The organism is Streptomyces sp. NPDC040610 (genome assembly GCF_055594065.1).
The window spans coordinates 59,869-77,104 of record NZ_JBVIXA010000020.1; the positions used below are offsets into that span (position 1 = coordinate 59,869).

At 71.5% G+C, this 17,236-nt stretch carries 14 protein-coding genes and 1 pseudogene; 6 read left to right on the forward strand and 9 right to left on the reverse strand.

All coding sequences use genetic code 11. The features are described from left to right. The 3 genes from ACZ6AA_RS38685 to ACZ6AA_RS38695 form a co-directional block, all read right to left on the reverse strand. The gene (locus ACZ6AA_RS38685; protein ID WP_471463152.1) at positions 1-342 is read right to left on the reverse strand and encodes a hypothetical protein; all 342 of its coding nucleotides are present in this window, start codon (positions 340-342) and stop codon (positions 1-3) included. 423 nt (positions 343-765) lie between these two features. Beyond that, a complete protein-coding gene (locus tag ACZ6AA_RS38690) occupies positions 766-2,220 on the reverse strand; it encodes a helix-turn-helix domain-containing protein (protein WP_471463153.1) in 1,455 nt (484 codons plus the stop codon). 103 nt (positions 2,221-2,323) lie between these two features. Continuing rightward, a complete protein-coding gene (locus ACZ6AA_RS38695; protein WP_471463155.1) occupies positions 2,324-3,943 on the reverse strand; it encodes a class I adenylate-forming enzyme family protein in 1,620 nt (539 codons plus the stop codon). A gap of 230 nt (positions 3,944-4,173) precedes the next feature. Between ACZ6AA_RS38695 and ACZ6AA_RS38700 the strand changes: the two genes are divergently transcribed. The 3 genes from ACZ6AA_RS38700 (at position 4,174) to ACZ6AA_RS38710 (ending at position 6,669) form a co-directional block, all read left to right on the forward strand. Further along, a complete protein-coding gene (locus ACZ6AA_RS38700) occupies positions 4,174-4,773 on the forward strand; it encodes a DinB family protein (RefSeq protein WP_471463157.1) in 600 nt (199 codons plus the stop codon). A gap of 117 nt (positions 4,774-4,890) precedes the next feature. Then, positions 4,891-5,988, forward strand: a complete 1,098-nt coding sequence (locus tag ACZ6AA_RS38705) for a MerR family transcriptional regulator (RefSeq protein ID WP_468455782.1) — start codon at positions 4,891-4,893, stop codon at positions 5,986-5,988. A 174-nt stretch (positions 5,989-6,162) separates the two neighbouring features. Next, positions 6,163-6,669: an RICIN domain-containing protein gene (locus ACZ6AA_RS38710; protein WP_468455238.1), complete on the forward strand. Its 507-nt coding sequence runs from the start codon at positions 6,163-6,165 to the stop codon at positions 6,667-6,669. Between the two features lie 51 nt (positions 6,670-6,720). Here ACZ6AA_RS38710 and ACZ6AA_RS38715 read toward each other — a convergent pair whose 3' ends face one another. The 4 genes from ACZ6AA_RS38715 to ACZ6AA_RS38730 form a co-directional block, all read right to left on the reverse strand. Then, the gene (locus ACZ6AA_RS38715) at positions 6,721-9,678 is read right to left on the reverse strand and encodes an AfsR/SARP family transcriptional regulator (RefSeq protein WP_471463159.1); all 2,958 of its coding nucleotides are present in this window, start codon (positions 9,676-9,678) and stop codon (positions 6,721-6,723) included. Between the two features lie 211 nt (positions 9,679-9,889). Then, the gene (locus tag ACZ6AA_RS38720) at positions 9,890-10,243 is read right to left on the reverse strand and encodes a hypothetical protein (protein WP_468455234.1); all 354 of its coding nucleotides are present in this window, start codon (positions 10,241-10,243) and stop codon (positions 9,890-9,892) included. 234 nt (positions 10,244-10,477) lie between these two features. Next, positions 10,478-11,152, reverse strand: a complete 675-nt coding sequence (locus ACZ6AA_RS38725; RefSeq protein ID WP_468483395.1) for a response regulator — start codon at positions 11,150-11,152, stop codon at positions 10,478-10,480. Next, positions 11,149-13,110, reverse strand: a complete 1,962-nt coding sequence (locus ACZ6AA_RS38730; protein ID WP_471463162.1) for a sensor histidine kinase — start codon at positions 13,108-13,110, stop codon at positions 11,149-11,151. Before ACZ6AA_RS38730 ends, ACZ6AA_RS38725 begins: the two co-directional genes overlap by 4 nt. A gap of 247 nt (positions 13,111-13,357) precedes the next feature. On the opposite strand from ACZ6AA_RS38730, the gene ACZ6AA_RS38735 reads away from it, so the two are divergent. Together ACZ6AA_RS38735 and ACZ6AA_RS38740 are read left to right on the forward strand one after the other, a co-directional pair. Continuing rightward, positions 13,358-14,329 carry a GTPase family protein gene (locus ACZ6AA_RS38735; protein WP_468455228.1) on the forward strand — a complete coding sequence of 324 codons (972 nt, stop codon included), beginning with the start codon at positions 13,358-13,360 and terminating at the stop codon, positions 14,327-14,329. 9 nt (positions 14,330-14,338) lie between these two features. Beyond that, positions 14,339-14,557 (forward strand): hypothetical protein, encoded by a 219-nt coding sequence (locus ACZ6AA_RS38740; protein WP_468455226.1) that lies wholly within the window; start codon positions 14,339-14,341, stop codon positions 14,555-14,557. Positions 14,558-14,618: 61 nt separating this feature from the next. On the opposite strand, the gene ACZ6AA_RS38745 is transcribed toward ACZ6AA_RS38740, so the two are convergent. Beyond that, the gene (locus ACZ6AA_RS38745; protein WP_468455224.1) at positions 14,619-15,083 is read right to left on the reverse strand and encodes a hypothetical protein; all 465 of its coding nucleotides are present in this window, start codon (positions 15,081-15,083) and stop codon (positions 14,619-14,621) included. A 198-nt stretch (positions 15,084-15,281) separates the two neighbouring features. After that, positions 15,282-16,445 carry a hypothetical protein gene (locus tag ACZ6AA_RS38750; RefSeq protein ID WP_471463164.1) on the reverse strand — a complete coding sequence of 388 codons (1,164 nt, stop codon included), beginning with the start codon at positions 16,443-16,445 and terminating at the stop codon, positions 15,282-15,284. Positions 16,446-16,930: 485 nt separating this feature from the next. Between ACZ6AA_RS38750 and ACZ6AA_RS38755 the strand changes: the two are divergent. After that, positions 16,931-17,209, forward strand: a pseudogene (locus ACZ6AA_RS38755) (zinc-binding dehydrogenase); the annotation flags it as partial. Positions 17,210-17,236: the final 27 nt, after the last annotated feature.

Consider the following 17,236-nt stretch of genomic DNA (forward strand, 5'->3'; position numbering starts at 1 on the left):
TCACTGCCCCGGGCCTCCGGCCGGGGGTGCGACGGATCTGCCGGTGGACGGGCGGCGGTGCTTGTCGCGGTCCGCGTGGGGGTCGGTTCGCCCGGGTGCGCCGGGGCCCTGGGCCCGCTTGCCGGTGTCCGGACCGGCGGGCACCGACCCGTCGGTGCTCGGCGGATGCGTGGCGGCGGGCCGCAGCAGCCCGCTCATCAGTGTGCCGACGAACAACAGGTATCCGACGCAGGCGCAGCTCACGGCCACCGCGACGCCTTGCAGTGCCCGTCGGCGCCAGCCCGACTCGTCGATGAACACGGGGATGTGCGGCTCGTCGGCGGCACGGGGATGCCGCGCCACCGGCGCCTCATGGGGCACAACGGCCTCGTACGGCACGCGCGGTGTCATGTCGCGGCCCGTGGGCCGCGCCCCCCGCGCAGGGGGTACGGGCGACGATCGCCCGTCGTGCGGTGTGCTGGCTATGTGGGGGATGCCCTGCACTGGTGCTCCTGATCTGCGGCCGCGCACGCGCGACTCTTTGTGTGGGGGGTACGGGCCCGGGGGCCCGCAGTACTGCCCGTGAGACGTCGGGAGCCGCATCCCGGTGCCCGGCGCGCACGGGGCCCTCCCGTACGCGCGTGCCTGGGCTCTTCCCGGGTGGGGCCGGGAAGGGCCCATGGGCATCTGCCCTCGCAAGGACCGGGAGGCCAGGACGCAGCAGCCGTCAGCCGTCACGCGGCCTCCGACCCTACTCGGGCACCCCGGTGGCTCGGCAACAGGCCGTCAGCCCGCGTGCCCCTCCGCCACCGCACTGTCCCCCGGGCCGGGAGTGTCCCTGATCCACTCGTCCGAACCTCCCCACTTGTACGTGGGGCGCCCCTTCACGCCACTGGTGCGGAACGCCTTGCCCTGGTCGTCGATGCGGAGCGTCCCGTGCCGGGCGCCCTGGGACCACTCCACCTCCAAGTACCAGCGGACGTCGTGCTTCTTGGCCTGGGCGGTGACGTAGAAGACCAGCGGATCGCTCTCGCTGACTCTGTACGGGAAGTCGTCCTGGCCCGCCCTGGGGGTGAGGCGTGGTGCCGCGTCATCGAGGTCGACGGAGAAGTACTTGGTCTCCACCGTCTCGCCGCAGCCGTTCCCGATGAGGAAGTTGTTCCAGGCCGGCGGCGTCCCGGTGGACTGCACGCGGACGTTCATGGCCTTCACGACGACCGGTTCCCTGCCCGTGCCCTGCACGGTGACCTCGACGTACTGCTCGCGGGCCGGGACGGCGCCCAGTTCGCCCACCCAGGCGGGCACGTCCTGCCACGCGGGCATCGCGGGCACCTTGTCCGGCGCGCGGTTCACCAGGAAGCTCTCGACGCAGTCGTCTTCGTATTCGTAGGCGTACGGCCTGGTGCGTGCCGTCAGGGCCTCGCCGGGGGCCTCGCCCTCCGTGCCGTCGGCCCCGGGGCCCTTGCCGTCGCCGTGGGAGACGCCGGGCGGCGGGCTCCCCTTCCGGGAGGTCGAGGCGGAAGGGGTGCCCTTCCTGTGCGGCCCAGGGGACTTGCCCTTGCGCTGAGGTCTGTCGTTGCCCTTGGGCTCGTCCGGCCCGTGGGACTCGTCCTTGGCGTGGGGCTTGTCCTTGGCGGCGCTCTTTCCCGGCCCGTCGGACGGTGACGGGCTCAGGTCCGGCGGGGCCGTGGGACCGGCGATCCGCCGGTGCTTGCCGCTGTCGGGGGCGCCGTCACGGCTGCCGTTCGTGGCGAGGGCGATGGAGCCCATGGCGACGACTGCGGCGACGCCGGCCGCGACGGCGAGGGTGCGCCGCCTGCGCGCCGGGGGCCGGGGCGGCGGGAGGGGCGCGGAGCCCGGGCCGGACAGGGTCTCGGCCTCGGGCCCGGGTTCCGGCTTCGGGTCGGGCTCCGGCTCGGCCTTCGGGTCGGGCTCCGGAGCAGGAGCCGCCGACGTCGCGGGGCCGACCAGCACCGCGGGCTCCGCTCTCCGCCCGCGGTACTCGTCCGCCAGGACCCACCGCCGGTGGACCTCGACCAGTTCCTGCGGCGTCGCCCCGCAGATCCGGGCCAGGCGTTCCACCAGCGCGAACTCGGTGGGCACCGCCTCCCCGTTGCAGTACCGGTGCAGCGTCGACGCACTGATGTGAAGCCGCTTGGCCAGCACTTCGAAACTGAGCCCGGACCGCTCCTTCAACTCCCCCAGCAGATCCGCGAGCGACTCCATCCCCACCTGCCCCATTCAGTCATGTGTTCCAGGACCGAGACGCCCAGAGGCTCAACGGCAGTTCCGGTGGGGCTCGTCGGACCCGGCGGCCGCCGCGTTCAGCGCGAAGCACCGGCTCCTACGCCGTGCCCGTCGCCCCGCTCGTCCACGCGGCCCGCAACGCCTTCTTGTCCACCTTGCCGACCTTGGTCGTCGGCAGCTCGTCGAGGAGGACCGTCTTCCGGGGCGTGTACAGCTCCCCCAGCTCGGCCGTCACCGCCGCGCCGACCACCTCCGGGACGACATCCGCGTCCGCGGCCGTGGCCAGGAATATCTGTACGGCCTCCCCGTACTCCTCGTCCGGCACGCCCAGCGCCGCCGCGTTGCGTACGCCGGGCAGGGTGAGCAGGAAGTCCTCCAGGACCCTGGAGTAGACGTTGTCGCTGGTGCTGCCGGTGACGATGATGTCCTTGGCCCGGTCGACGAGATAGAGGTGGCCCTCGGCGTCGAGGTAGCCGATGTCCCCGGTGCGCAGCCAGCCGTCGTGCAGCGCGGCCGCCGTGCGCTCCGGGTCCTCGTAGTAGCCGAGCATCACCGTCTCGCCGCGGACACAGACTTCACCGACCCCTCGGACGGGCAGCGCCGCCGCACTGTCGGCGTCGCGGATCTCGATCTCGGTGCCGGATATCGCACGACCGCAGCTGCGCCAGAGCTCGGGCCGCCGGGCCCCCTGCGAGGCCAGCTCCTGCGCGCCGAACGAGGCGATGCCGAGCGCCTCCGACTGCCCGTAGCCCTGGCTGAGCACCGGCCCGAAGACCTCGACGGCCTGCTGCAGCCGACTGGGCGACGAGGCCGCGCCACCGACGACGATCCGCCGCAGCGCCGGGAGGACGCCCGGCACGCACTCCGGGTGGTCGAGCAGGGCGTACAGCATCGGCGGGACGAACATGGTGGCGGTGATCCGCTCCTCGCGCAGCGCCGTCAGCGCCGCGCCCGGTTCGAACTCGGGCAGCACGACGAGGGCGGACCCCGTCACCAGCGCCTGGATCGAGGTGAGATGGCCGCTGCCGTGCGTGAGCAGCGTGGCGGTGAGCACCCTGTCCGTGGCCGCGTTCATGGCCGGGAAGAACGCGGTGCCCTGCGGGTCGTCGTCGACCAGACCCAGGAGGGTGTCGTAGAGCCGGTGGCTGTGGGCGGCGAGCTTGGGGCGGCCCAGGGTGCCACCGGTGTAGAGGACGGTGACGGCCTCGTCCGGTCGCGGGTCGGGCACGTCCTCGGGACGCGTCGTGGGGCAGTCGGCCGCCAGGGACAGCAGGTCGGCGCACTCCTGCTCACAGGGTCCGAGGCTGAGCAGCGCGGGTGCGTGGACGCTGCGCCCGGCCGCGTCGGCGGCCCGTCGTGAGAAGAGCGGATCGGTGACCACGGCGCGCGCCCCGGACTGCTCGACCAGCGCGGCGAGTTCACCGGGCCCCGGCTCGGGCGGCAGGAACACGACGCGGCAGCCGATGAGATGGACCGCGAGCTGCACCAGGACGGAGTCCACGCGGTTCGCCAGGAACAGCCCCACGCCGTCGCCGGGCCCGAGGCCCTGCCCACGCAGCGCGTGCCCCAGCCCGAACAGCCGCCGCCGGGCCTCCCCTCTGGTCAGCCGCTGCGTCCCCTGGACGAGCGCCTCGGCGCCCTCGTCCTCGTACCAGTGCTCCAGAATGCGGTCCACGTACGTCCGCGGCGCGGCTGTTTCCTGCGTGTTAACGATCATCAACACATGCAAACACGCCGCTCAGGGGCCTTTGCCTCACAGGGGCTGCCTTCGGCCAACATCTGGCGACGCATCATGCCCATGCCGTGCCGGGGATGCGGCGCACGAAGGTCAGTTGGGCGCCGAGGGGGCGGGCGGAACGCCTCCCATCATGGCGGGGAATCGCTCCCCGCCGTGTGACCCGTACAACTCGGTGCTCGATGTCAGTGCCAGGTGGCACACTCCCCGGCATGCTGCCATCAGACCCGAAAGCAGACCTTCTCCGTTATCTGCAGGACGCCCGCGAAGCCTTGCTGTGGAAGCTGGACGGGCTCTCCGAGTACGACGTCCGCCGCCCGCTCACCCCGACAGGCACCAACTTGTTGGGGCTGGTCAAACACGTCGCGTCGGTGGAGTTGGGGTACCTCGGCGACACGTTCGGACGGCCGTACTTCGACAAGGAGCGCCCGCCCTGGTGGTACACGGAGAACGCCGAGGACAACGCGGACATGTGGGCCACCGCGGAGGAGTCGCGTGCGGAGATCGTCGAGCTGTACCGAGAGGCCTGGAAACACTCCGACACCACGATGGAGACGCTCGCGCTCGACGCGGTCGGGCATGTCCCGTGGTGGCCCGAGGAACACCGGGAGGTGACACTGCACCACGTGATCGTCCGCCTGATCGCCGAGACCCATCGGCACGCCGGGCACGCCGATGTCCTGCGCGAACTCATCGACGGCTCCGCCGGGTGGCTGCCGGGCAAGGACAACCTGCCAGCGGGTGATGCGGCGTGGTGGGAGGACTACCGGCGCCGACTGGAGCGGGTGGCACGCGAAGTCGGCGACAGCTGACCCCTAGAGTCGTCCCGCGTGATCCCGCGTGATCCCGCGAGTCGTCCCGCGCGGGAGGCTCTTGACCCTCACGTGGCGTCAGGCCGCATAGTCGGTGCCGTGGAAGATCACTGGACTGTGGGACGCGTGGCCGACCTGGCCGACGTCAGCGTCCGCACACTGCATCACTACGACGAGATCGGGCTGGTCCGTCCGTCGGCGCGGACCGGCGCCGGCTACCGGGCCTACTCGGCGGACGACATGGAGCGACTGCGGGAGGTGCTGGCGTACCGGCGGCTGGGCTTCGGCCTGCGGGAGGTGGCGGAACTCGTCGACGACCCGACCACCGACGCGGTCGCGCACCTGCGCCGACTGCGCGGCCTGCTCCTTGAGCGGCGTGATCGCGCCGACGCCATGGTGACGGCCATCGACAAGGAACTCGACGCACGGGCGAAGGGACGGAAGGTGACGCCGGAGGAGCAACTGGAAATACTCGGTGCACGGCTGTACGACGCGATCGGAGGCGCCTACACCGCGACCCGGAGTACCGAGCCGCGGATCGCCGCACAGATCTGGGACGCGCTCGGGGACGCGCGGACGGTGCTGAACGTCGGGGCCGGCACCGGATCCTACGAGCCCGCCGACCGCGACGTGACCGCGGTCGAGCCATCGGCGGTCATGCGGGGGCAGCGGCCCGCCGACTCGGCGCCGTGCGTGGCCGCCGCCGCGGAGAGCCTGCCGTTCGAGGACCGGTCCTTCGACGTCGCGATGGCCGTCTCCACCGTTCACCACTGGGGGGATCCGATAGCGGGGCTGCGCGAGATGCGGCGCGTGGCCCGCCGCGTGGTGGTGCTCACGTTCGACACCGACGAGCCCCGCTGGCAGGACCGGTTCTGGCTCACCCGCGACTACCTGCCCGAGTTCACCGACGTCCTCGCGGACTTCCCCTCGCTCGCCGTGATGGCCGACGCGATCGGCGCCCGCGCCGAGCCGGTGCCCGTCCCGTGGGACTGCGCCGACGGCCTGTTCGAGGCGTACTGGCGCCGCCCCGAGGCGTACCTGGAGGAGCACGTGCGCCGCGCGATGTCGGTCTGGACGAGGGTCGGACCGGAGCCCGAACAACGGGCGGTACGGAGCCTCCGCGACGACCTGCGCTCCGGCCGCTGGGCCGACCGCAACAGCGACCTCGCCGACCTGGAGGCCGCGGATCTGGGCCTGCGCCTGCTCGTCTCATGACCGACCCCGACCAGTTCTGGCAGGTCAAGGACGCGGGCGGCGGCTGGTACACGAGCGGCGCAAGTGGTGTGCAGCGGGCGTTGATCTGCTGTTGATCGCCTGTTCCTAGTTTCCTCGGGACAAGGACCCGGACAGCAGTGCCGGGCCGTGAAGCGAGGAAGAGGACGGGCCACCATGAAGAAGTCGCCGAGGAAGCCGCAGCTGTGGGGCACGCTGGCCCTGGCCGCGGCAGGTGTCGTCATCGCCACGCCGTCCATGGCGCAGGCGGCTCAGTTGCAGGGCCAGGTCGTCGGGCTCGGAGGCAAGTGCCTCGATGTCCGCGGCAGTGGCACGGGCAATGGCACCCCCGTGCAGATCTACACCTGCAACGGCACCGAGTCCCAGAGATGGACCTACAACGAGCAGCCCGGTGAGGTCGGCGCCACGATGACCGCGTTCGGCAAGTGTCTGGACGTCGCGTCCGGCGGCACCGCCGACCGGACCCCCGTACAGCTGTGGGACTGCAACGGCTCGGGCGCCCAGAAGTGGGTCCGCTACCAGGGCGACGTCCTCATCAACCCGCAGTCGAGCAAGTGCCTGGACGTCACCGGCGGGAACCCGGGGGACAGCACCCCGGTGCAGCTCTACACCTGCAACTTCACGGCGTCCCAGGTCTGGAAGTGGGACACCGGCCAGGGCTAGAAGCCACTCGCCCCGGCCGAGGGCTCGGGCTTTGTTGTCGACCGCCGTGCGTCAGAGCTCCCTGAGGTGCCCCGCGATGTCGTCCGCGTCGGGCAGGCCGAGCTCGCGGAAGACGCTCTGCGCACGGCGGTAGTGCTCCTGGGCCCGTTCGGTGTCGCCCTGGGCCCGGTGGGCGTGGCCGAGTTGCGCGAGGGCGCGGGCGAGGATGCCCGCGTCGCCGCGCGCCTCGGCGATGTCCCGTGCCCGCGCGGCGTGTTCGGCGGCCTCCACGGGCCGTCCCGAGACGTTGTGGGCCTGGGCGATCGCGCCGAGCAGGAGGCCCTCGCGGAAGCGGGAGCCCGTCGCACACCACAGGCGCAGGCTCTCGTGCAGGTTGTCGAAGGCCTCGGACGTCCGCCCGGTCCGCAGGCAGACCTGGCCGAGGTTGTGCAGCGCGTTGGCCTGACCGGCGACGTCCCCGGTCGCCCGGGTGACGGCGACGGCCTCGCGGCAGTGCGCGAGCCCCTCCTCGGCCCGGCCTGTGGCCAGCAGGGCCAGGCCGAGGAAGCCGAGCGCGTACGCCTCGATGCCGCGGCTGGCCAGGGCCCTGCAGTGGGTCAGGGCCTCGCTCAGCAGGGCGTACGCGGTGGTGAAGTCGCGCAGGGCGAGGGCGCCTCCGCCGCGTGTGATCAGGACGTGGGCGAGCAGCGTCCGGTCCCCGGCCTCCCGGCACAGCTCGATGGCCCGGTCCAGGGAGGGGGCGCCGAGCCGCATGGCGAAGCGGTGCTGCACGGAGCTGCCCAACATGTACAGGGCGCGTGCTTCCGCGGTGCGGTGGCCCGCGGCGCGCGCGGCTTCGGCGAGGGTCCGGGCGGCGCGTTCGATGCCGTAGGGCTGTGCGCCGAGGCGGCCGAGCGGGTCCGCGGCGAGGAGCAGGTCCGCGCAGACGGTCAGCGACAGGGAGGCGTCGTCCGCCGCCTGCTCGATGAGCCCCAGGAGAGACGTCTGCTCGTCGAGCAGCCAGGCGGCGGCCTCCTGCGGGCCGGTGAAGTCCTGGCCCTCCAAACGCAGCGGGGCCACGTGCCCGGGGAACACGTCGTCGGGCAGCGATGCCCGGTGGGCGCCCAGGGCGGTGGCGAGGCGGAACTCAAGGAGGCGGGTGAGTGCGGCGGTTCGCTCGTGGTCCGGCACTTCGGCGCATGCGGTCTCACGGGCGAAGAGCCGGAGCAGGTCGTGGTAGCGGTAGCGGCCGGGGGCGACCGACTCGAGCAGGCTCAGGTCGACGAGGGACTCGCACAGCTCCTCCGCCTCCCGCTCCGGCCGGGCGAGCAGCGCCGCGGCGACGGGCACGCCCAGTTCGGGCATCTCGGGCAGGGACAGGAGACGGAAGGCGCGGACGTGCTCGGCGTCGAGGAGTTCCATGCCGAGCCGGAAGGTCGTCTCCACGGCGGTGTCCTCCGCCCGCAGCGCGCCGAGGCGGCGCCGCTCGTCCGCGAGGAGCGCGGCGGTCTCCGCGAGCGTGTGGTCCGGCCGGGCGGCGAGGCGGGAGGCCACGATGCGGATGGCGAGCGGCAGATGGCCGCAGGCGTCGAGCACTTCGGCGGCGGCCTCCGGCTCGGCGGACACGCTCGGTTCGCCGACGATCCGGGTCAGCAGTTCCAGGGCCTCCGCCCGCGCCATGGGCCGCAGGTCCACCAGGGTGGACCCGGTCAGGCCGACGAGCCGGGAGCGGCTGGTGAGCAGCACCGCGCTGCCGGGCGCTCCGGGCAGCAGGTCGCGCACCTGGGCCGGGTCGCGGGCGTTGTCGAGGACGACGAGCACCCGGCGGGTGGCGAGCATGGAGCGGTAGAGGGCGGCCCGCTCCTCGGGAAGCGTCGGGAGGTGGCCGGCGCGGACGCCGAGGACGCACAGGAAGCGGCCAAGGACCTCCATGGGCTCCGCGGGACGGGGATCGGTTCCCCTCAGGTCCGCGTAGAGCTGCCCGTCCGGGAAGCGGTGGCGCATCCGCCGGGCCACGTGGACGGCCAGGGCGGTCTTGCCGATGCCACCCATCCCGCTGATGGAGCTGACGGCGACGATCCCGCCCCTCTCCAGTGCGGCACACAGCCGGTCGGCCTCGTCGCCCCGGCCCGTGAAGTCGGCGGTGTCCTGGGGCAGTCGAGCCGCCCCGTAGGGCCGGTCCGGAGCGCGGAGCCCGGCGGTGTCACCCGCCTGCCGCCCCGGTCCCGCGGTGAGGATCTGGTGCTGGAGCCGTTCCAGGCCGGGCCCCGGGCGGATGCCCAGCTCCTCGGCGAGTGCGCGGCGGACGCGCGCGTGGACGTCGAGTGCGTCCGCCTGCCGTCCGGCGTGGTGCAGCGCTGTCATCAGCAGCTCGTGGACCCGCTCGCGCCACGGGTGTTCGGCGGCGAGCACGCGCAGCGGGCCGAGCGCGTTGTCGTGCCCGCCGAGTGCGATCTCCACCTCCCAGCGGGCCTCGACCGCCGACAGGCACAGCTCCTCGATGCGGGTGCGCTGGGCCTCGGCGTACGGCCCTGGCACACCGGCGAGAGGCCTGCCGCGCCACAGGTCCAGCGCGGAGACGAGCAGTGACCGTGCCTGTTCGGGCCGGCCGGCGGCCCGGGCCCGCCGTGCCTCGGCCGTACGGACCTCGAAGACCGTCAGGTCGACGTCCTCCGGGGCGACGCACAAGGTGTAGCCGTCGCCCGCCGTCAGCAGCGTGCGCGCGGTGGCGCGGGGTGCCCGGCCGGGCTCGAGGAGTCGCCGCAGGGTGAAGACGTGGGTGCGCAGCGATCCCAGCGCGCCGGGCGGGGCCTCGTCGCCCCAGACCGCGGCGATCAGTTCCCGTGCGGACACGGGGGTACGCGCCCGGAGCAGCAGGGCCGCGAGCACCGCCTGCGACTGGGGCGCGCCGACGGGCACATCGGCCGACCCGTCGTACAGGCGAAGGGGACCGAGAACGCTGAAGCGGCAGGCGGCGGTTCGCCCGGATTCGGCGCCGGGGAAGTGGCCGGGCGAGGCGGTGGAGGGCATGGGATGTCTCCGAATGACGTGAGGACCGTGTGGAGTGAGGACAAGGTGGCGTGCGGGCCAGGCGAGGTGAGGACCGGGTGGCGTCAGGACCAGGTGGCGTGCGGCCTTTGACGCGAAGGCGCTCTGACGAGAGGTCACGGGACGGAGGGCCGCCCCTGGCGCCGGTTCCGGCGTGACGGGTTCGGCACGCGAGGAGAGCGGGCCGCTCTCGTCAGGCGAACGGTGCCGGTTCAGCCCCGCACCGGCGCCCGGGCTCGGCGCCGAGCGGGGCGAGGAGGTCGTCGGCCTCCGGCACGCCCGGGCGGGCACAGATCCCGTGCGCGGTACACCGGTACGCCCGGGCGCCGCCATGGTCCCCGAGTCCGCCAAGAGCGGAGCCGAGCACGGCAGGGGCGTGGGCGCGGGTCTCGTCGTGGCGGCGCTGTGGGGCAGTCTGCTTCTGACGCAGCAGCACCGCGCGGAACGCCTGCTGCTGCGGGGAGCCGAGCTCCCACTCCCTGTCGCCACGCCACGCGCGCAGCCGACCGAGCAGCGCGAACCGCAGCCCGGTGTCCCCGGTGAACATCTTCCGCCCCACCCCGTTGATGCCTTCAAGCACGCATGCGGTACGGCGGGCCCGGCCCCGTCTTCCCCCCGGGCGCTCGGCACGTCGCCCCCGGCGTGCGCTGCGCTGGATCCTACCTGCGGACACCGCAGCCTCTAAGGCCGCCACGCGGTCATCGCGGCACGACGCACATGACCGTCCCGGCCGACCGGACCACGTACGAAACGCTTCCCGGCAGGCGGGCGTTCCTGCCGTTCAGCCTCGCGGAGGGCTTCCTTCGCCCAATCCGGCGTCGCGGGCCGCGGCAACGGCGGCGGCCCGGTCATGGACCTGCAGCTTCGCGGTGATGGCGGACACGTGGTTGCGGACCGTCTTTTCGGACAGGCCGAGTCGACGGGCGATCTCGTGGTTCCCGTAGCCGACGGCCACCAGAGCGAGAACGTCCCTTTCGCGACTGGTGAGTTCGGGGAAGACCTGGGCGGCGTACTGCTGTTGCGCATCGGTGAAGAAGTTGACGATCCTGCGGGCGACGGTGGCGCCGTACAGTGCTTCCCCGGATGCGACGGCCAGGATCGCGCGGATGATTTCCGCCCGGTCGGCGCCCTTGAGCAGGTATCCGAGGGCCCCGGCGCGCAAGGCGCCGAACAGCGCCTCGTCGTCTTCGTGCATGGTCAGGACGAGGACGCCTGTGCCGCTGTGCCGGTGGAGGATGGCCCGCGTGGCGGCGATGCCGTCGAGGCCGGGCATGGCCAGGTCGGTGAGGACGACGTCGGGTGACGTCTGTTCGACCACCCTGAGCAGTTCTTCGCCGGTGGCGGCCTCGCCGACGACCTCCACCTCCTGGGCCGCGGCGAGTACGGCTTTGAGGCCGTAGCGGAACATGGGGTGATCATCGGCGATGACCACCCGGACCGGAGTGGTGGTGGTCACGGGCCCTCCAAGGGCAGGGTGGCGACGATGGTGGTTCCGGCCTTCGTGGAGTGCACGGCGAGGTCGCCGTGGAGCTCTTCGGCCCGTCGGCGCATCGAGGTCAGCCCGATGCCCGTGGCTGCCGCGCCGATGCCGGTGCCGTCGTCGCTGACGACGATCCGCAGTGAGCCGTCGTCGGCCGCGAGGGTGACGAGGGCGTGGCGGGCGTGCGCGTGCCGGGCCGTGTTGGTCAGGGCTTCCGTGATGATGCGGTAGGAGGCGGTCTCCACGTCCGGCGGCAGGGTGGGCAGTTCCGCGGCGGTGACATCGACGGGCACGGTCAGCGCCACCGTCCGGGCGTGCTCGCGCACGGCGTCGGCCAGTCCCCGTGCGTCGAGGACGGTCGGGCGGAGGGCGTCGATGATGCGGCGGATCTCCCCGATGGAGGTGGTGGCCTCGATACGGACCCGGGCCAGCAGAGCGGCGCATGTGGGCGTGTCACCGGCGGCCAGCGCGTCGGCGAGGGCCTGCAGGCCCAAGCCCATGCCGGACAGTGAGGGGCCGAGGCCGTCGTGCAGGTCGTGGCGGAGACGGTCGCGTTCGGCGCGGGTGGCCGCCACCACGCGGTCGCGTTCGGCTTCGAGGGCTTCGGTGAGTTCCAACGCCCGTACGAGCACGGCGATCTGCAAGGCCATCGCGGTCAGCAACCGAGTCTCGGCATCGTTGTAGCGCTCTGCCGGTCCTCGGGCGGCCAGGGTGAGCGTGCCGACGTCCCGGCCGCCGACTCGCAGGGGCATCTCCGGGCCGGGGACCGTCATCTCCCCCTGCGCGTTCACCACCCGGCCGTCCGGTGCCACCACGAGGGCAGCGGGGGCACGGAGAGCGTTCATGACGACCTTGAGCGCGGCCGACAGCAGGTCCAACTGGCCTGCGGTGGCCACCTCGTCGCCGAGCCGCGTGATCGCACGCAGCGGGTCCCGGCGAGCGCCGTACACCAGACGGTCCGCTGCACGCTGGAGCCGATCCCGCGCCGGCGCCAGCAGCACCGCCACCAGGGCAGCCGCCACGACCCCGGGCAGTGGGCGACGGTCCAGGGCCGAGCCGACCACCGCGGTTGCCGCCAGATAGACCGCGATCACCGTGATGGTCAGCGTCCCGTAGACGAGACCGCGACGCAGCACCGTCTCGATGCCGAGCAGCCGGTAGCGCAGCACCCCGACCGCCACGACCACCGGAACGAGATACACGCTCGTTGCGGTGACGGGCTTGGGCACGTCGTTGAACATGACGACGAGCAAGGGCCCCACTCCGCAGACGAACCAGGCCAGTTGCTGTCGCTCGGGCGACCGGGCGCGGGCGAGGCGAACGATGGTGCCCGCCCAGATGGCCAGGGTCGAAAGCACAAGCAGCGGCAGGCAGACGCCCAGCATCAGCCACGCCAGCACCTCTGGAGGGAGCGCGACCGCGGGAGCGTGCCCAGGGGCGACGTCGTCGTAGGCCCGCGGGTCGAACGCCGCGGCGCACACCGTCAGCACCATCACGGTGGCAGCTCCGGCCACCGGCCACCGCCACCACCGGCTCGGCAGGCGCCCGTTCGGGTACAAGGCCAGCACGATCGTCGGCGTGAGAAGCATGGAGGGGACCCACAACACGCTGCCGACCGCTGCGGCCAACTGCGCGCCCGGCCACTGGGGTTGCGCCACCGCGACGCCGTAGCCGCCGTAGCCCGCGAGGCCCACCTGCCACAGGGAAGAAGCCCCCGCGCCGAGGAACAACCACCCCAGCACGTTACGAGGGCGCAGCCCGATGAGCACGGCACCGGCCAGCTGCCACTCCAGACTCGCGCCGCCGACGACCCACACGAAGTAGACGCTGTCTCCCAGACGATCGGCATGGGGAAGCGTCGAGATCCAGCCCGCGCACGCCAGTATGGCGGCGCTGGAGAGCACCACCACCCAGGCAACCGTGCGCGCAGCCATGGGCCCAGCGTCCCGCTCTCCACGTCCCGAAGGCCATACGACGTGTCCTTCCACGTCCGGGCAATGAGCCCGAGGCAATCGGGACAGACGCCTCAGGCGGAGCAAGGGCCGGGCGCCGCACAGTACTTGATGTCACGCGGCGGGAGGCGCTCATCCGTTTCACCCCGGGCAGCGCTCACGCGACGGACGGGGCGGCCGCGGTATCCGCCGACCAGAACCACGAATTGGTACGGGAGTGAGGCGGTCGGTGCCTGGAGGTGCGGCGTACAGCGTCAGCGCACAAGAGACCGGCGCGGACATTCAGTGGCCTGACGCCTGCATATCCGCGCCACCATCGGAGCTGGGCACGAAATCCCAGCGTCCTACCTGCATCGATGAAATCGACGACGAGGATGCCATGACACATCGAGGTAGCAAGCAGAAGACCATGCGAGAGCACATGGCCGAAAAACTCGAAGCCACAGTACCTCTGGAGGCCACGAAGCGCGTAAGCAACGCCATGGTGGCCTACCTTCGTGGCCACCCTCCCACCATCGGAGTCATCGGAGCCTCAGGGACGGGAAAGTCCTCGACGATCAATGCGATGTTCAAGACGAATCTGCCGATCAGCCACTCGGTGGCCTGTACCAAAGAGTTCCTGAACGTCGACCTGAACGTAACGGCGACACCCACATCGATCACAGATGACAGTCTGAAGCTTTGCGTCGTCGATGCGCCGGGGCTCGGAGAGGACTTGGCGCGCGATCCCGACTACCTCGACATGTACCGGACCCACCTGGGCCGCTGCGACATCGTGCTGTGGGTGATGGCCGCACGCCAGCGCGCGATCGCGCTGGACCAAGGCTATCTGCAACTCCTGGCCGGTCACCACGAGAAGATCGTATTCGGGCTGAATCAGATCGATCTCGTCGACCCGATGAACTGGAATTACCGCCTCAATCTGCCCAGCGACGACCAAGAGAAGACCATCGCGGAGATCGCACAGGATCGATCCGCGAAGCTCTCGGCGACCCTGGGGCGAACCGTAGAGATGTACCCGTATTCCGCGGGCAACCTCTACGGACTTCAGGAGCTGTTTTCCGGGTTGATCGCATCCTGCCCCGACGGGAAACGCGCTTGGACCTTTGATCCCATCAAAGCCTTCGGGCCGTTCGACTTCATCCCCGAGGGGATCCGAGGTCAGGTGATGGAGCAACTCGATGCGCGAACCAATGACTGAGAGGAACCCATGCCGAACATCGACAGTCTGACTGACGCCGAGCTGGGCCGACTGATCCGGGCCGCCTCAAGGGCAAGTGGATCCCTGATCCAAGAAAACGCGAGGGCCCTCGATACCTTCTGCGCCTGGCTGGACGCTGCGGGCTTCGGGTGGCTGTCGGCATCAATCAAGAGTGCCGACCTGGCATGGGACGGCATCAAGTGGCTCTACCACAGGATCTTTGCATGACCGGGTCGGCGAGCATCTTGCCGCACAGACCCCCGCGCCGACGGTGACGGCCTGACGACAGTCACTGTCCGGCCGCCCGGGTGGCCTGCGTGCCGCCGTCGTCCTGGTCCAGGACGACGCGCAGGTGTCGAGCGCGCCAGAAGCTCAACAGCCACGCGCACGGCAGCTGGAGGGTGAGCAGGGCGAAGCCCGCCGTGACGAACGCGTCGTCGACCGGCACGGCAGCTCCGTCCCGCCACGCGGAGAGGCCGCCCCACAGCAGCAGAACCAGCAGGTAGGCGCCCCCGTCGATGAGCGGGACGCGCCACAGCGGCATGGGGGCGGTGAAGCGGCGCGTCAGGGTGAGGGTGAGCGTGGTCACGGCCAGGAACACGTAGGTCAGGGGGTTCCCCGGCCAGAGCGACACCCAGGAGTCGAGGCTGTCCGCAGCCGCCGACCAGGCGAGATCGACTACGGCGCCGGTCATCCAGGATCCGATGGTGACGATCAGCGCGTAGGCGACCGCGCTGCGCCAGGTGACAGTCATGTCACGCTCTTCCGTTGATGGGCTGATGGATCAGTGTGTGCGGCGGTCCGCCCGCCCGCACGGTTCGCGTCCGTCGGCGGCGGAGCGCAGGCGTCAGGGCCCGTCACAGCAGCGGCGGCCCCGCGAGGAGGGCGGGAGCCGCCGCAGGAGGTGAGCCCGGTACTCACATGTAGCCGGGCGCCTGCTTGTAGCGGGGGCTTACTTGTAGCGGCCTTGGTAGCCGGTCAGGTTGGCCAGTTGGCATCCCGCCGGGCCCGACCCCGACAGGCACCAGGGGCTGGCGGCCTTGCGCTTGTACACATCGGTCACCCGGCCGCCGTTGTAGATGTAGATGTGGTGGCTGGGCATCTGCCGGTGGGTACCGGAGCGGATCTCCCAGTTGCCGTTGGAACGGACCTTGAACTGCAGGGCTCCGTCGATCGCGTTGGGGAGATTCTTGCTGCAGAACGGGTTGGTGGCGTGCGTCACCATGCGGATGTCCACGTATCCCGAGCCGCCGCCCAGCCTGCGGACCTGCATCTTGCTGCCGGACGCGGTCCGCTTGGCCGCGAGCTTGCCGGTCTTCTTGTTGTACACGTGCGTGGCGCCGATGCCCGTGGACCCCTGAACCTTGCTGCCCTTCCAGGTGATCAACGCGTTGGCGGCCGTGCGGTAGCTGGAGCTGCGCCAGTCGAAGCTGCGGTTGTCGCCGCCGAAGGCGTAACCCTTGCCGTAGGTGCACGCGGGCTTTCCCGCGATCAGCGGGGCGTCCAGCCGCTTCTGCGCGATGAACGTCACCCACGTCAGGGTCGTGGTGGCCGCCGCCGCGGCGGCCTCCGCGCGCGCCGTGGCCGACGTGCGCATCGCCGTGAGTTCCGACTGGCCCCTCCGGGGAGCGGGGACGGTCACTTGCAGGCCGACGGTGCGGGCCCGCGCGGTGTCGCCCACCAGCTGCGGCACGATCCGGTACTGGTACTTCGCGCCCGGCACCACCGTGGAGTCGCGGAAGCCGGTCGATCCTGCAGGCAACTCCGCGAGCACGGTGTCACCGCGCACCACCGTGTAGCGGGCCTTGCCCGAGTACGTCTCCCACGCCAGATCCACGAAGCCGGGGTTCGCGGCACTGATGGCCCCGTCGGACGCCATGGAGCTGTCCACGACGGCGGTCTCCCCGGACGGCGCGGTGCGCACACTGAAGCCCTCGCTCTCCACGTCCGCGGCCAGGGGGGCCATGCCCGTCACGTCGCGGTAGCTGGTCGCGTCGAGCCCGAACGCGGCCTTCGCGGCGGCAGGATTCACGGTGGGGGTGCCGGATGCGGTGGTGACCGTCGCGCCGAGCAGGGCTAGCGGCACGATCGAGGCAGCGGCCAGGCGGGTGGGCATGCGGTTACGCAACGGTGCTCTCCGTTTCAGGAAGAGGTCATGGGCTCCCGACGCGCACTGAACCGACTCCGTCCTCCCAGCCCGGGCCGGCTCCGACGTGCGTTCGACCAACCGCTGCCGGCGGTCTGCTCCGCATGCCAAGTGCCAGGTCGGCGAGGACGAGCGAGGTGGCTGCTCTGCACGTCGCGTTTCCCTGCTGATCGGGCACGTGAGCAGCCCAACACGGCAGCGAACCACACTTTGCCGCCATTGCGCCCCTCATCACCCTTTGCCCAGAATGTATTCCCATGCCGTCTCGCACTCCCCTTCGACGCGCAGACGAGTCCCGGCGATCTCGTCGACGCGAGGTCCTGCGAGGTGGCGGACTGCCCCTTCGGTGCCGCGGACACCGCGTTCGCCACACCGGAGCCGCCAAAGCCACGCCCGGACCCGGCCAGGTGCTGGTGCGCGTGCCGGCCACGTCCGTACCCCCCTGGACCTACCCGCTGGGAGCCGAGGTGGAGACGACCGCACGGGCAAGGAATCACGAGTTCGTCACCGGCCTTGGAGCCGACATCGCGATCGGCTTCTCAGCCGGTGACTACGTGCCGCAGGTACGTGCACCGGGCGGGGTGGACGTCGTACTGAACACGGTGGGTGAGAACACCCTCGCCCGCAGCCCGGGTGTCCTCGCCGATCGAGGCCGCGTGGTGTCCATCGTGGACATCCCCGAACCTCAGAACCCGCTCGCCGCGTGGGGCGTGAACGCGACGCACCACTTCCTCGAGGCAAGATCGCCGTCGCTGTGCACC